The sequence below is a fragment of the Burkholderia sp. Ac-20365 genome, assembly GCF_017104715.1.
Classification (GTDB): domain Bacteria; phylum Pseudomonadota; class Gammaproteobacteria; order Burkholderiales; family Burkholderiaceae; genus Paraburkholderia.
This window is the reverse complement of sequence record NZ_JAAGPI010000030.1, coordinates 1-13,229: the sequence shown is the minus strand read 5'-3', so window position 1 is coordinate 13,229 and position 13,229 is coordinate 1. Positions and strand designations below refer to the sequence as shown.

Genomic DNA, 13,229 nt, shown 5'->3' with positions numbered 1-13,229 from the left:
ACGCTCGCCGCGCGCTGAAAACGCACCCGGCGAGCGATTTTCCGACTACGACTGAGCCTTCGGCGCAGACCTGCGCTGCGCGAGGCGTGCGTCTTGCTGTGACACCGCGCCGACGTATTTCCAGCCGTTCGGCATCTTCACGAAGGTATAGCCCGTCGGGGTATCGACGAACACAGTGAAAACGGGCGAATCAGCTTTCGCCTCCGTGACCGTTTGCGCGTGCGACACCATCGGTGCGGCCAGCATCAGTGCAGCGAAAAGCGACGAGGCAAGCAACTTCATTTACACACTCCTTAAAACATGGAACCGGACTGCCGGCGGATATGAACCAGGGTCGCGGCATTTCTGTTATGACCGTTACAGATATTGGAGCATAGGCGGGTAGTGTCGTCCATAATTTTGTTATGATCGACATAGAATTCAGTTTTCGCGGCTTTGCGACAATCGGTTTGTCGGCGAGGGGACATGGAAGCGAGCACCACGGGCGAAGCCAGAGGGCGTGGCCGACCAAGAGCGTTTGAACGCGAAGAGGCGCTGAGGCGCGCCATGACCCTTTTCTGGGAAAAGGGCTTCGATATGTGCTCGATGTCGGACCTGGTCGATGCAATGGGCGTCAATTCGCCGAGCATCTACGCGGCGTTCGGCAACAAGGAAGCCTTGTATCGCGAAGCGGTCCAACTTTATGTGCGGGCGGAAGGCGGTGCAGCGCTCAGGGCATTCGAATCGCGAGCGACGCTGCGCGAAAGCCTCGAAGCCATGTTCGAGACGAGCATCGCGCTGTTCACGGCGGGCGAGCGTTCTCGTGGATGCATGATTTTTCTCGGCGGTGCGGCGATTGGCTCGGAGCACGCCGAGCTACGCGACTTTATCCAGGCGTTGCGATTGAAGGCCGCGAAAACGGTGGAAAAGCGCATCAGGCAAGCCGTCAGGCTAGGAGAGCTGGCTCGCGACACGAACGCCGCAGCGCTGGCAACGCTGTGCATGTCGGTCTTTTCGGGTCTCTCCGTCCAGGCCGTCGATGGCGCCAGTCGGCGTGAGTTGCGCGCTGGGGTGACGCAGTTGCTCGCGATGATTCCGTTCTGTTGAAAGGCTGACGCAACTCGCTGCCAGCCAGCGGACCCGGCGTGGCGAGCCGGCGTCCGCAGCCATGCAAGATGACGAACCGCGCGGTGGGCGTTACTGCCCGCTTACGAGATTCCTTGTTTGCGAGGCGATCGCAGCCAGGCCTTTTTCCACGATTTCCTGCCAGTCGCTGGTCGTCACGACCTGCTTGGACTCGCTCACGCGAGTCCTGACGGTCTGCGCACCGTGAAGCGCGCCGATATCGCCAGACAGGTGCAGTTCTGACTTCTGGTTGGTGGTAACAGACCAGAAGCCGGGCTGGAACCATGCCCAGAAATCGATCACTTCCGCATTCACGGGAGCGGCGGAGGCGAAGTTTGGATCCCCCGGCTTGACGACGACGTAACCCGCCTGCTGAAAGCCATTTGCGAGGGCGCTTTCAACGAGGCCCGAGACAGTCTTGCCTTCGGGAAGCACGACGTCGCCGAGTGCCTTGCCGTACCCATTTCTCTTCCGGCCAATCGCGCGAGCTTTCGACGCGTCGCTGGAATCTTCAGCAGGATCCAGCGACGCCATGTCGGCGCTCGGAGGGGCGACGGTGAACGTGCGTTTGTCCTGGGTGGAATCAATGCGCACGTACTTCCCTGTTGCCGGGTTGGTGCCTTGAGGCGCGGCGACATCGACAGTCGTGCGGCCTGCGGCGCATCCGGCGAGGATAGATAGAACGACGCTATAAAACGCGATTCGGCCCAACAGCATGATGGTTTCTCTCCTTGTTGATTATTCTGGCTGCCAGTCAGCCTGGCAGACGACGGATGGAGGCCGAGCATGGACGGGACGGCCACTCCGTTCATGATTACGGCAAAAACCATGCGAAATTAAGCGGCGAGCGACGGAAATCAGCGCTGTGCCGATGCGGGTATCTGACGGGTTGCGCAGTTGGGGCCGAAAGACACAGGCCGCTTCACGCGACCTTCCGGCGCCCGCCTGAAGCGCCATCAGCCCCGGTCTTCGAGTTACCCCTTTCCGAAGCAAAACTGTGACCTAGAATAAAAGATCGGTCAGCCGCGACGGAATGGAGGGCGCCATGAGTGAAACGACATTTGCTTACCTGCTTGGGCCCATCGTCATGGTTGTTGTCGGCGTAGCGCTGTGGATCGCGACTCACTATCACAGCAAGCCCGGTCGTACCCGTGGAGCGCGCTGGCTCGATACTCACTATGTCGATCTGATGCATCACAAGCATTGAGCCGAACGGCAGCAAGCCGAAGCCGCGGGCCGTTCAGGACGGCGAGGCGGCGCCAGTAGCAAACGCCAGGCAGGCGTTTCAACTGTCAACCGCAGTAGTCCAGCCGGGACCGTGCTGTTCTACGAGCTTCTTACCCGTGGCTGTCGACCCACGCGCGGCACCACGAAATGCCTGCCAGTTCTGCCTGTTCATCGGTATCGAAAGCACCGAGAACCCCGGATACCTCTACGACCCTGGCATCTTGCGTGACTGTGCCGCTTCCGGCGAACCGTGTTCGCCGCGAAGCATCTTCCTGCTGCAGGATGGCGTGTCCCCACAGCGTGTATCCGCGATATTTTTCAGTTTGCATCTGTCGGCCTCTGAGGTCGCCCCGGTTCGAGCGATCCGACAAGTCTCTACTGTTTGAGATGCCGGGTGTCGCTTCCCGCTGCCTTCAACGCAGCGTCGATCATTTTCAGTTCTGAGACAAAATCAAGCGCCCATTCTTCACCGTCGCACCGCACGGTCATGCCGTTGTGCATCGAAATCAGGTAGCGAGCCTTACACAGGGCGTCAACAAGCTTCGACTCCCGTTCAGCTTCTCTGACCCAATCGTCCGCTCTCATGATGGAACCTCCTTTGGATGAGGACGCCCGCGGCGTGAACGACCGTGCGGGCGAAGCAGCGTCGCGCTACGCCGCCTGGAAAAATACTGTATGAATGTACAGTATAACCCGATTCTGACGGATTGCATGATGAAGGTGAGCGCCGCGCAATTGCACACTTTTCGATGCTACAGCGAGCAGGCGTATTCGCCGCTACTGACCGAATGCAACGACGATTTCGTCGATCGTCACGCGGATTCGCGCGGTGTGTCGCAGATCCTGATGGGTGACGAGCCAGATTTCGTATGGCGCGTCGTTGGAGCGGTCTGGCCAGATGCGTACAAGGCCGTCGCGTTCGGCCATCGGCACGGGCATCTCGCTGATGCCAAGCCCGGCCCTGAGCGCCGCGCGTAGCGTCAGGTTCGTGTTCAGGCGAGCGACGATCCGGCCCTCCGTCAGCGGCTCGCCAAGGAATGCCGGCGCGCGCGCCCTGGCGAAATACGGCTGATAAACCACCAGATCGTGCCCCGCGAATCGCTCGCCCTGCTCCGGCTCACCGTGCCGGCGCACGTAGTCCGGCGACGCATATAGCCCCACTTCCCAGCACGCGAGGCGGCGGGCGAGCAGATCCGGATTGCGCGGCTTGACAGTGCGGATCGCGATGTCAGCCTCGCGCTTCGCGAGATTAAGCACCTGGGTTGTCGTGTCGAGCATCACCGATACGTCCGGATGCTTCAGATGCAGCCGCTCGATTGCCGGCACGACGAACTCCTGGGCAAGCGCATCTGTCGTTGAGAGTTTCACCTCGCCGGCAAGGCGCTTGTCCACACCTTGCGTGTGGCGCACGAGATCGTGCGCGGACTGTTCCATCGCCTCGGCGGCGCGGATCGCGATCTTGCCTGTCGGCGTGAGTTCATAACCGCTCGACGTGCGCAGAAACAGCGTTGCGCCCAGCGCATGTTCGAGCGCGGCAAGCCTGCGGCCTACCGTCGCCTGATCGATGTCGAGCGCGCGGGCGGCGGCGCGCAAGGTTCTCTCGCGATGCAGCGCGACGAAGATGCGCGCGTCGTCCCAGTTCATATCGTCTCCGGCGTGATGCAAATTTGCATCATACGATCGGCAATTCGCTGCGCGTCAAGACCCCGCATCGTCGCTACACTTTTTTCAACCGATGCAGCGATTCAGCGAGTTGCCCGAATCTGCGATGCATCCGGCATGTTGAAAAGGATGAAGTCGTGTTGCACGAATCAAATGCTATTCGCGAAGTGATGACCGCCATCGATATCACGCAGCCTGGCGGTCCGGACGTGCTCGCGCCCGTCGAGCGTCCTATTCCCGTTCCTGCCGACGACGAAGTGCTGATCCGCGTCCACGCGGCCGGCGTAAATGGCCCCGACGTCATGCAGCGCAAGGGCCTGTACGATCCGCCGCCGGGTGCGCCGGAGATTCCCGGGCTCGAAGTCGCGGGCGAGATCGTGTCTGTCGGGCGCGCCGTGACCCGTTTTGCCGTCGGTGATCTCGTTTGCGCGCTGATTCCAGGCGGCGGCTATGCGGAGTTCGCGGTCGCCCACGAGAGCAACACCCTGGCGATCCCAGAAGGTCTCTCGTTGATTGAAGCGGCCGCGATGCCCGAGACCTTTTTGACGGTATGGCTGAACCTGTTCCAGCGCGGCAATTTCAAGGCGGGCGAAAGCGTGTTGATCCATGGCGGCGCATCCGGAATCGGCACAACCGCGACGATGCTCGCAAAGGCATTCGGCGCATCGAAGATCATCACGACCGTCAGCTCCGATGCGCAGCGCGACGCGAGCATGGCGCTCGGAGCCGATGTCGCGGTCAATTACCGGAACGAGGATTTCGTCGAGGCAGTCAAGCGCGAAACGGGCGGGCGCGGCGTCGATGTGGTGGTCGATATCATTGCCGGCGACTACGTTGCGCGGAATTACGCGGCGGCCGCGATGAACGGCCGCATCGTGCAAATCGGCATCATCAAGGGTCCGGCGCAGACACTCGACCTGTTCCCGATGCTGACGAAGCGCCTCACTCACATCGGCTCGACGCTGCGCTCGCGCACACACGAGGAAAAAGCAGAGCTGATCGAGGATCTCGAGCGAACGGTGTGGCCGCAGATTCGACGCGGCGCAGTGAAGCCCGTAATTTATCGGACTTTCGATCTCGACGATGCACGTGGCGCGCATGCGCTCATGGAGTCGGGCACACATATCGGCAAGATCGTGCTGACGACGCGGGCGGCAATTTTGACCCGATAAGCATTCGGCGCATGCACCCGGCGCTCCGTTTGGCGACCGGCGGGGTATCCGGCACATCGATTGCGGAGCGTATTGCACCTTGATAACAGACATCTTTCACAGGAGGTCGTCGCGCCGCCATGGCGCCGGACGCCGTGAAATCGCTGAAGGTACAAAAACTGCGCCCGACGCGGCAGCGTCATCGGTGCAGTGGCGTGCAAACGCGTCGGGCGCCGGCGTCGGAGTACCGGCATGGATAGGGGTCAATCGCACGTGGACCGAAGTCGTGGCAAATATACTTCTGGTTGATGACGATTCGGAAAACCTGTGGGCCTTGCAGGTCGCACTGGAGGGTGACGGACATCGCGTGCGCATTGCCACCGATGCGCGCCGTGCTCTCGACGTGCTGCGTCGGGAGTCCGTCGAGTTCATGATCACGGACCTGGAGATGCCCGGCATCGACGGCGCACAACTGTGTGGCATCGTGCGGGCGCAGCCTGGCTACTCGGAGCTGCCTATTCTCCTGTTGTCGGCAGCGCCGGAACCTCGCCGGATGCCGCATCCGTGGACGCGTTTTTTGCGTAAGCCCGCCAGTTTCGACGATCTGGAGGCAGCGATCGACGCACATGTCGCGCTGCGCCTGACGACCTTGAAACGATTTTCGCTCCACGCATCGGTGCGAGCGGTATTGATGTGCGAGCATCCACCTGCATCGCACTGGCAACCGGTCAGCACGGACTGCTGGCCGTAGAAGCCTGCATGCGCAGCCAATCTCCCTCGCGATCGAGCCATCGTGCTGAACACGGCGAATGTTCTCGCGTACGGTTTGGAAAATATTCCGTGAGAATGAATCAAAGCGAGGTTATCTCGCCTTTTTAGCGTAAGCGTCTGCGCGTGATCGATCAGTGACTAAACTTATCAGAAGAGTCGTGCATCGATAAAAACCTGACACCGCTTGCTGTTCGTGAGTGGCAATGTCGGAGACGTTGGACACGTGCCAAAGCGGGTCATTCACCCAAAGGCAGCGCTATGGAATTTTTTCTATCGGCCGTGATCTTTCTCACCTCTACTGGATTCCTTGTCGGTTCTAAAGCATCGCCTGAACCTGCAAATGAGGTTGCGCGAGCATCTGTTTCCGACGCTGGGCAGGCGAATGGATCGATTCAGCAGATATCGGGCAGATTCACATCGACCTACATCGCGTCGAAGTAACGGGGAGAAGAGGGCGCATCGTGAACGGTGAGTCCGTGCCACGACAGCGCACGCATTGTTTTCGTCTTCGGCGCCGCTTGGGGCCGCGGCGCGTCGTTGGCCACACTTCGGAGCATCGTAACAAAAGCGCGGGTATCAGATTTTCAGCCGCGATATCTTGGTGCCTGCGAGCGACACGTCACCCATCAGCCCGGCGTTAGTCATCACGATTGCTTCGACAGGCGCAGTGGCTGTCGTCGTATCAATCTCTCCATTCGCACCGACCTTCAACAGTGCAACCGATCCCTCGCCACCGACCGACCATCCTTTGGAATTTCGAAAACTGGTGAGCGCATCGTGCGTCATGAACAGGAAAATGACAGCCTTCGATTGCGCGCCGGCTTGCAAACCAAATGAACCCGACACTGTGCTGTAGTAGCCAACCACTTTTCCGCCTGCGTGCAATGAACCTTCACCGTATTCGCCGCCCGCGATAAATCCGACCTTCAGCACCGAAGGGAACACAAGGACGCCGTTCGCCTTCGAGACCAGTTCCTTCGAACCTTTGACTGTCTCGTACAGCCGCGACAAGGTCCCGCGAACCTTCGCATCGATTTCCTGCCGTTTTGCTGCGTCGGACTCGGCGGCGAGGGCGTCACTGAGCATCAGCGGACAACCTGCCAGTGCAAGGCCAGCGACTGTGATCGTGGCAGTACCAGTCTGAATGAAGTCTCTTCTGCGCATGGTTGCCTCCATTGTGGTTTACGTTCGCCCGTTTTGCTGCAATGCGTGAAACGATGGCTGCGCGGCGACTCGTACTTTGAAGTCGTTTATTTCGCGGCTTTTGCTACATCGCAATCGCCCGTAGGAACACTGCCCCGATCGGTATTCTTCAACGTCAATGCGAGGCGACTGCCTCTGTTTGCCGTGATGATCTGCCCGTAGCTGACGGTCGGAATGAACTGGATATCGGGCGCCACTGCCACCGCGGGAGTTCTTGCTCCGTCCACGGTCAGATCGAGCTCCACGGTAATGGACTCTACGGCGATGCCCCAGTCTTTTCCATGCGCGGCCTGATCTTTCTTGAAGTTGCACAGCCCCGCCATGACCTGCTCCAGCGCAGTGGGAATGTCGATGGGCTTCCCTGGTGGAATTGGCGGCGTGTTGCAACCGGCAACCAGCAAAGCCACAACAACGAGAGCAAGCTGGGCGAGATGTTTGGTGCCTTCATGCGACTGAGAGACCATAGTCACTCCTTCATCGGCAGGCTGGCGGATCGTCTATATAGTCGGAAAATTTTCTGGGTAATGCAAATTTTTATACGTCGAATGAATAGAACGGAGATAAAAATATCACAATTCTATAAGCGATTTATGGAAATGGTTAGATTTGAAAGACGTGAAAATCATTGAACGATAACCAGAGTCAACCAGTGATGACGTCGATTCGTATTCTCATCCTCTCATATATGCACATGCATTTTTGAAGCGCATGAAACATTCGATAGGATCAGCGCTATCTTCATCGTTCTTCACCAGTTGTCATGCCGCGTCGAATACAAGACATTCCCTTGCGGCAGTGCACGAGGTCGCCTATAACAGCCCACAGACCTTTTATGTATATGGTCTGAATTGATGCTTTCCGACATCGAACGAAAGCGCCTGCGGCGTCATGTGTGTGCCGCCGCGAGGTTCGCGTTCGCGCCAATTTCTCCACGTCCCCACGACAGCATTCCGTGCGCGTGACGAAAGGTCTCCGGACGTGGCGATCACTATCAGGAGAAGATCATGAAGCTCATCAGACTTATGCTGTCCGCCGTTGCAGTCGCTTTTGCGGCGACAGCGTGGGCACAGAACGAAGCCGCATCCGCTCCAGCTGCTCCCGCCGCGCATGCAGGCAGTAATGATGCAATCGTGAAGATGCGCCGTGAAGAAGCTGCCGCCAATCGCGCCTACGACAAGAAGGTGGCCGCAGCCAGGAAGGTTTATGACCACAAGAAGGCGGAAGCCAAGAAAGAGCGTGATGCTGCTATCGCTGCGGCTCGCTATGGAACGACCCAGTGAATCCTTCTATGTCGCGATATTCTATAGAGGAGACGTTATTCTCGTCCTGCTTTGTCAGTCATTTCAATGAAAGTATTGACGGCAGTTTTTCATTTATTGATAGGCCACGCGAATGGGGTGATTGATCGCCTCATATCGGTGAGTTGCGATCGTGAACAGATATGTTTCATCGACGGCAATTATTTGCTGAACTCCGCGGAATGAGACGGAAAGGTCAGGTCTTCGTGTGTCATGACGACGCGCCGCCGTCTGGTCGAACGCGGCGGAATGCGACGAGCAACGAAAGGTCATAGGCAATCTTGAGCATGCCGCACGCGACCAGCGGAGCGCCGAGCCATCCCAGACCAAGCAGCATCCCCGATAACGCCGGTGCCAGCGCTGCCGCGAGGCTTCGTGGCACCGCGGTGAAGCTGGCGGCTGCGGGGCGTTCAGCCGGCGTGACGATCGACATGACGTACGCGCTGCGCGTCGGCACATCCATCTGCGAGAGGGCGCTGCGCACGAGGAGCAGCGCGAGGGTCAGCACAAGCGATGGCGAAAACGCCGCGACTATCAGGCACATGCTCGACGGGATATGTGTGAACACCATCGTGTTGAGCAGGCCAATCCGGCGCGACAGCGGTGTTGCGGCAAGCTGGGACCCCGCGCTGAGCAGTCCCGCCCAGAAAAAGAACTGACCCGCCGCGCCGAGCGACAGTCCAAACCGCTGGATCAACCACAAGGTCAGCAAAGAGTTGACGAGAAGACCACCGGCAAAGGCATCGACGCTGAATAGCAGCGCGAGGCGCGTGACGATCCCGCGCGAGGGACCAAGCGGCACATGCGCTTTGCCAGACGTCGGATGAGCCGCGGGCAGATGCCGGTAAAGCAGCCAGATAACGAATCCCGTCATCGAGTAGACGATGAACATCGCGCGCATTGTCGAAAGCGGAGGGATTCCTGCGTGTGCGGCGATCCAGTCGGGGAGTGCGGCCGCGAGCGCGCCGATTGCGGCGGATAGCGCGCCGACCAGGCTATATCGCGCGAATAGTGCGGTACGCGCGTCGCCGGTTGCCGCTTCCGCAAGCCGGGCGTGTTCAAGCGGAAGAAACAGGCTGACATCGCCTGAACTCGGGTTCAACGTGCCGACGAACGCAACGACGAGCATTGGCCATAACGATGAAAGCCCCGCAAACGCCAGGCCGGTGGCAATCATCAGGGCCGCGGCGAAACGCAGCAGGCCGCGAGGCGCAAAGCGACTACCGATGATACCCACTAGCACGGTCGCGAAAGCGGAGCCGAACAGGGTGGTCGTGCTGACGAGTCCGACAGCCAGTTGTCCAAAGCCCAGTGCCAGCAGATAGCTGGGCAGCAGCACGGCGATAAAGCCATCGCACATGCCGCGCAGCCCACGGGCGATCAGCAGGATGCGTGCACTGCGCTCGACGCCTTCAGGAAGCAGTAAGGCCGGACGAGTCAGGATACTCATGCGGGCCGCCGGATATGCTCGGAGTACATGTCAGTTCAGCTGGGCTGTTGCCCTGCGATCGCCGACCGCACCGCGCCCGACGCTTAAATCGCGAGGGTTGCGGCGATGAGCCGGCTCGTACGCGCGGACTATCAGACTCCATGCGACCGGATGAGCGGTTACGCAACAAGACCGATTAGCGCAGTGGCGATCACAGCATCTTGCCACGCGGCAGGTCGCTTTCCGCTAATACCCCTGGCGAACATCCACCAGATCCTCCAGCGCGGTCCCCGCGGAAAATGCCTTGAAATTGCGCGCGAACTTGCGTGCCAGTTCCTCGGTATTGTGCGGGCCGATCGCCGACGTGTGCGGCGAGAGTCTGATGAGAGGATGCGTGTAGAAGCGATGGCCTGCGGGTAACGGCTCCGGTTCGGTAACGTCGAGCGATGCGCCACCGATCACGCCGTCGTCGAGCGCTTCGAGCAGCGCTTCGTCGTCAATGAGTGAGCCGCGTGCGATATTGATCAGATGCAGACCTTGCTTCGCGAGCTTGAGCGACGCCCCGTTGATGATGTGGCGCGTCGATCCCGTAGCGGGCGCAGCCAGCACCAGGTGGTCGGATTGCTGCAAAAGCTCGCCGATATCCGCTACAAAGGTCACGCCAGGCGCCGGCGTCTGATTTACCGTGCGACGGCGCACGGCAAGCACACGCGCGCCGAGTGCCGCCGCTTTTTGCGCAACTGCCGCGCCGATCGAACCGAAACCGAAGATCCCGACCGTACTGTCCGCCACCGTCGCGAGCGGCGACATCTGCCATTGCTGCGCGTCGTGAATCCAGATGTCGGGCAAGCGCTTTGCGTGCGAGAAAATCGCTGCCAGCACGAATTCCGCAATCGCTTGCGATGCCGTACCGCGTGCGGTGGTGACGGGCGGACCGTCGAAAAACCAGCGCGGATAGAAGTCGATTCCGGATGAGCCCAGCTGGACCCAGCGCAATCCGAACGGCCAGCCTGCAGGCGCATGCTCTGGCGCGGTCGCGCCTCTCACGATAATCGGCGCGGCGACGAGGATCGACGCGTCATCCGGTAATCCCGTCGGCACACCGCGCGGAATGCCGATCAACTGCGTGGCGGGCAGAAGGGCGCGCACGGCGTCGTTGAAGGGTTCGGGTAGCTGGCTCGCGATCGTGATCATAGATGTGCTCGAGATAGTCGCTGACGAGGCGTGCGCGATGGGCGGCATCGAATGGATGACGACGTGACGCGTCGCGCACGGATGCAGGAGGCTACGGTCTGATCGCGCGCCCGACAACGAACGAATGCTGCAAAACATATGAAGCGGATCGCGCTCGCGCCGGTGGAATGGCTCGTGAGCCGCGAGCCGTATTCGCTTGCAGAAGAAACCAAAGAATGATTTGTTGGTTTGGCAGCGCCTGACGTTTTTGTAAGCTCGCATGCCTGCAACCGATAAACCGCCGCCGGCCCTAAACCCATGGGCTCAATGGCGCAGAGGAGAACTCGATGAAAACTTTTCGCCGCGTATGGTCACCCTTGAAGGCTGTCGCACTGGGCGCATTGATCGCGGTCAGTTCGGCATCGCATGCTGCAGATCCCGACAAAAAGGAGATCCGTTTTGGCGCGACAGCCGGACCTTATTCCGATCAGATTCGCTACGGGATCAAGCCTCAGCTGGAGAAGGAGGGCTACAAGGTAACGATCGTCGAATTCAGCGATTACGTTCAGCCGAACCTCGCGCTGGCCGACGGCGCGCTCGACGCCAACGCATTCCAGCATGAGGTTTATCTGAAGAAGTTTTCGGCGGATCACAAGCTCGCGCTGTCCGAACTGGTGAAGGTGCCGACCGCGCCAATCGGGCTATACAGTCACAAGCACAAGCGGCTAGAGGAACTCAAGGACGGCGTCACGGTGTCCTTGCCGAACGACGTCACCAACCAGGCGCGTGCGATCATCCTGCTGCAGCAACTGGGTTGGGTGACGCTGAAGTCGGGCGTGGATCCTGTGAAATCGTCGGAGCGGGATATCGACGCCAATCCGCACAAGATCAAGCTGGTGCCGCTTGAGGCCGCGCAGTTGCCACGTTCCCTGGATGATGTCGACTACGCCTTCGTGAACGGCAATTTTGCGCTCGCCGCCGGTTTCAAACTCACGGATGCGCTGCTGCTCGAGAAAATTCCGCCGTATTACCTTAACCTCGTCGCGGTGCGCACGGCCGATCTGAACAAGCCGTACGTGACGGACATTGCGAACGCGTATAAATCGGTGGAGTTCAAACGTGTGATCGATCAGCGTTTCGCGGGATTCTCCAGGCCGTCGGAGTAGTGTGCGGCTTATGGACGACCGCGGATCGAACGTAGAGTGAAGCGCATCGCCCCGACGATTGTGCGCGGGTGCTGTCAGCACAGTCGGGCCAGGCACAAAGGCGGATGCCGGTACGCCGCGCAGCGTACCCACAGGTGACCATGCCGAAGCCGTCTAACGATGCCGGAGTTCGTGCACCGCGTAGATTGCCGCGAGCACGCCAACGAGCACGGCGGCTACCGACAGCGATTCATCGAACTGACCACCAGAGGCTGATCGCTTCGCTCCCAACCAGAGTCCTATCCCCGCCAGCGTGACGAGCAGGCCAAATGCGAGACCCCATACCGGGCCCGCCTTGTGTGAAGTGAGTTTGTGAGAAAGCTTCATCATTAATCTCCCTGCGTCGAATCTAAAGCCATCTGGCGGCGTGCCCGGTCGTGATGGCGACATAGCGTGCGATTCAGCCCCCGCTGATAGATCCGGCGAATGTTGCGACAGCTCTAAAATAATATCGTATATACGGTTTTGAAAAAAATAGTGTGGTTCGGCCCAGGCTGTTCGTGGTTGTCGAGCGACTCTCCGTCAAACCCAATGCCCGTAGATCTGGTAGTGCTGTCGGGCACATAACATAGGCATCCTGAGTCACCTTGTACCTGTCCAGCTCGCGCATCGTCATCGTGATCGTCCCAGTCGCGTTCATCGCCGGCGCTCCCCAAGGCTGTCCGGCGCACAAACTACCTGAAACACGACATTTCTATTTAGCGGAAACCCGACATTTCTATTTGGGACCTACAACCAATGTCAAAGCCAGATTCAAATGTCGTAGCGCTGGCTATTTACAGATGTCGTGTTTCTGACGTTTGGGTTGGGGGCTGTCTTTCATGGGTTAACTCACACACGGTGTCGAAGGAGGCCGGCTGAACGGGCAGGGCGTGTCAATGCGATCAGTGAGTGCGTGCAGACCGCTGGCCAGGTGTGGAAGGTGCCGCTGGCGGCTGCACGAGCTGCCCGATGGCCTGATCCAGATCGGCGCGGGTGAACTCGCGCGGTTTCTTCGTGCCGGGCA

At 59.6% G+C, this 13,229-nt stretch carries 16 protein-coding genes; 6 read left to right on the top strand and 10 right to left on the bottom strand.

Going from position 1 to position 13,229, the window contains the following annotated elements; translation table 11 throughout:
• Positions 1 to 45: 45 nt before the first annotated feature.
• On the bottom strand, positions 46 to 282 hold the full coding sequence (locus G3O01_RS33770) for a hypothetical protein (protein WP_205811331.1): 237 nt from the start codon (positions 280 to 282) through the stop codon (positions 46 to 48).
• 264 nt (positions 283 to 546) lie between these two features.
• Between G3O01_RS33770 and G3O01_RS33765 the strand changes: the two genes are divergently transcribed.
• Positions 547 to 1,086 carry a TetR/AcrR family transcriptional regulator gene (locus tag G3O01_RS33765; RefSeq protein ID WP_241024498.1) on the top strand — a complete coding sequence of 180 codons (540 nt, stop codon included), beginning with the start codon at positions 547 to 549 and terminating at the stop codon, positions 1,084 to 1,086.
• 90 nt (positions 1,087 to 1,176) lie between these two features.
• On the opposite strand, the gene G3O01_RS33760 is transcribed toward G3O01_RS33765, so the two are convergent.
• The gene (locus G3O01_RS33760; RefSeq protein WP_205811329.1) at positions 1,177 to 1,821 is read right to left on the bottom strand and encodes a flagellar biosynthesis protein; all 645 of its coding nucleotides are present in this window, start codon (positions 1,819 to 1,821) and stop codon (positions 1,177 to 1,179) included.
• Positions 1,822 to 2,149: 328 nt separating this feature from the next.
• Between G3O01_RS33760 and G3O01_RS33755 the strand changes: the two genes are divergently transcribed.
• Entirely contained in the window at positions 2,150 to 2,311 is a 162-nt protein-coding gene (locus G3O01_RS33755; protein ID WP_205811328.1) for a hypothetical protein, read from the top strand.
• 130 nt (positions 2,312 to 2,441) lie between these two features.
• On the opposite strand, the gene G3O01_RS45425 is transcribed toward G3O01_RS33755, so the two are convergent.
• From G3O01_RS45425 to G3O01_RS33745, 3 genes are all read right to left on the bottom strand, one after another.
• Positions 2,442 to 2,660, bottom strand: coding sequence for a hypothetical protein (locus G3O01_RS45425; RefSeq protein ID WP_241024496.1), 219 nt, complete (start codon positions 2,658 to 2,660; stop codon positions 2,442 to 2,444).
• Between the two features lie 46 nt (positions 2,661 to 2,706).
• On the bottom strand, positions 2,707 to 2,916 hold the full coding sequence (locus G3O01_RS33750) for a hypothetical protein (RefSeq protein ID WP_205811327.1): 210 nt from the start codon (positions 2,914 to 2,916) through the stop codon (positions 2,707 to 2,709).
• Between the two features lie 192 nt (positions 2,917 to 3,108).
• Entirely contained in the window at positions 3,109 to 3,975 is an 867-nt protein-coding gene (locus G3O01_RS33745) for a LysR family transcriptional regulator (protein WP_205811326.1), read from the bottom strand.
• Between the two features lie 188 nt (positions 3,976 to 4,163).
• Here G3O01_RS33745 and G3O01_RS33740 point away from each other — a divergent pair, with 188 nt between their 5' ends.
• Both G3O01_RS33740 and G3O01_RS33735 read left to right on the top strand, forming a co-directional pair.
• Positions 4,164 to 5,165: an NAD(P)H-quinone oxidoreductase gene (locus G3O01_RS33740; protein ID WP_205811325.1), complete on the top strand. Its 1,002-nt coding sequence runs from the start codon at positions 4,164 to 4,166 to the stop codon at positions 5,163 to 5,165.
• Between the two features lie 265 nt (positions 5,166 to 5,430).
• Positions 5,431 to 5,895, top strand: a complete 465-nt coding sequence (locus G3O01_RS33735; protein ID WP_205811324.1) for a response regulator — start codon at positions 5,431 to 5,433, stop codon at positions 5,893 to 5,895.
• Between the two features lie 596 nt (positions 5,896 to 6,491).
• Here G3O01_RS33735 and G3O01_RS33730 read toward each other — a convergent pair.
• Both G3O01_RS33730 and G3O01_RS33725 read right to left on the bottom strand, forming a co-directional pair.
• Positions 6,492 to 7,079 carry a YSC84-related protein gene (locus G3O01_RS33730; RefSeq protein ID WP_205811323.1) on the bottom strand — a complete coding sequence of 196 codons (588 nt, stop codon included), beginning with the start codon at positions 7,077 to 7,079 and terminating at the stop codon, positions 6,492 to 6,494.
• An 86-nt stretch (positions 7,080 to 7,165) separates the two neighbouring features.
• A complete protein-coding gene (locus tag G3O01_RS33725) occupies positions 7,166 to 7,582 on the bottom strand; it encodes a hypothetical protein (protein ID WP_241024495.1) in 417 nt (138 codons plus the stop codon).
• Between the two features lie 540 nt (positions 7,583 to 8,122).
• Here G3O01_RS33725 and G3O01_RS33720 point away from each other — a divergent pair.
• Entirely contained in the window at positions 8,123 to 8,398 is a 276-nt protein-coding gene (locus tag G3O01_RS33720; protein WP_205811322.1) for a hypothetical protein, read from the top strand.
• Positions 8,399 to 8,627: 229 nt separating this feature from the next.
• Here the strand turns inward: G3O01_RS33720 and G3O01_RS33715 are convergent, their stop codons facing one another.
• Together G3O01_RS33715 and G3O01_RS33710 are read right to left on the bottom strand one after the other, a co-directional pair.
• On the bottom strand, positions 8,628 to 9,866 hold the full coding sequence (locus G3O01_RS33715; RefSeq protein ID WP_205811321.1) for an MFS transporter: 1,239 nt from the start codon (positions 9,864 to 9,866) through the stop codon (positions 8,628 to 8,630).
• A gap of 225 nt (positions 9,867 to 10,091) precedes the next feature.
• Positions 10,092 to 11,039 (bottom strand): D-isomer specific 2-hydroxyacid dehydrogenase family protein, encoded by a 948-nt coding sequence (locus G3O01_RS33710; protein WP_241024493.1) that lies wholly within the window; start codon positions 11,037 to 11,039, stop codon positions 10,092 to 10,094.
• Between the two features lie 326 nt (positions 11,040 to 11,365).
• On the opposite strand from G3O01_RS33710, the gene G3O01_RS33705 reads away from it, so the two are divergent.
• Entirely contained in the window at positions 11,366 to 12,184 is an 819-nt protein-coding gene (locus tag G3O01_RS33705; RefSeq protein ID WP_205811319.1) for a MetQ/NlpA family ABC transporter substrate-binding protein, read from the top strand.
• A 153-nt stretch (positions 12,185 to 12,337) separates the two neighbouring features.
• Here the strand turns inward: G3O01_RS33705 and G3O01_RS33700 are convergent, their stop codons facing one another.
• Positions 12,338 to 12,553, bottom strand: a complete 216-nt coding sequence (locus G3O01_RS33700) for a hypothetical protein (RefSeq protein WP_241024491.1) — start codon at positions 12,551 to 12,553, stop codon at positions 12,338 to 12,340.
• Between the last annotated feature and the right edge of the window lie 676 nt (positions 12,554 to 13,229).

Bases quoted from the DNA above. Each gene is read 5' to 3' on its own strand.
- G3O01_RS33755 (WP_205811328.1), top strand. From the start codon at position 2,150: ATGAGTGAAACGACATTTGCTTACCTGCTTGGGCCCATCGTCATGGTT.
- G3O01_RS33705 (WP_205811319.1), top strand. From the start codon at position 11,366: ATGAAAACTTTTCGCCGCGTATGGTCACCCTTGAAGGCTGTCGCACTG.
- G3O01_RS33700 (WP_241024491.1), bottom strand. From the start codon at position 12,553: ATGATGAAGCTTTCTCACAAACTCACTTCACACAAGGCGGGCCCGGTA.
- G3O01_RS33770 (WP_205811331.1), bottom strand. From the start codon at position 282: ATGAAGTTGCTTGCCTCGTCGCTTTTCGCTGCACTGATGCTGGCCGCA.
- G3O01_RS33710 (WP_241024493.1), bottom strand. From the start codon at position 11,039: ATGATCACGATCGCGAGCCAGCTACCCGAACCCTTCAACGACGCCGTG.
- G3O01_RS33745 (WP_205811326.1), bottom strand. From the start codon at position 3,975: ATGAACTGGGACGACGCGCGCATCTTCGTCGCGCTGCATCGCGAGAGA.
- G3O01_RS33715 (WP_205811321.1), bottom strand. From the start codon at position 9,866: ATGAGTATCCTGACTCGTCCGGCCTTACTGCTTCCTGAAGGCGTCGAG.
- G3O01_RS33720 (WP_205811322.1), top strand. From the start codon at position 8,123: ATGAAGCTCATCAGACTTATGCTGTCCGCCGTTGCAGTCGCTTTTGCG.
- G3O01_RS45425 (WP_241024496.1), bottom strand. From the start codon at position 2,660: ATGCAAACTGAAAAATATCGCGGATACACGCTGTGGGGACACGCCATC.
- G3O01_RS33725 (WP_241024495.1), bottom strand. From the start codon at position 7,582: ATGGTCTCTCAGTCGCATGAAGGCACCAAACATCTCGCCCAGCTTGCT.
- G3O01_RS33765 (WP_241024498.1), top strand. From the start codon at position 547: ATGACCCTTTTCTGGGAAAAGGGCTTCGATATGTGCTCGATGTCGGAC.
- G3O01_RS33750 (WP_205811327.1), bottom strand. From the start codon at position 2,916: ATGAGAGCGGACGATTGGGTCAGAGAAGCTGAACGGGAGTCGAAGCTT.
- G3O01_RS33730 (WP_205811323.1), bottom strand. From the start codon at position 7,079: ATGCGCAGAAGAGACTTCATTCAGACTGGTACTGCCACGATCACAGTC.
- G3O01_RS33740 (WP_205811325.1), top strand. From the start codon at position 4,164: ATGACCGCCATCGATATCACGCAGCCTGGCGGTCCGGACGTGCTCGCG.
- G3O01_RS33760 (WP_205811329.1), bottom strand. From the start codon at position 1,821: ATGCTGTTGGGCCGAATCGCGTTTTATAGCGTCGTTCTATCTATCCTC.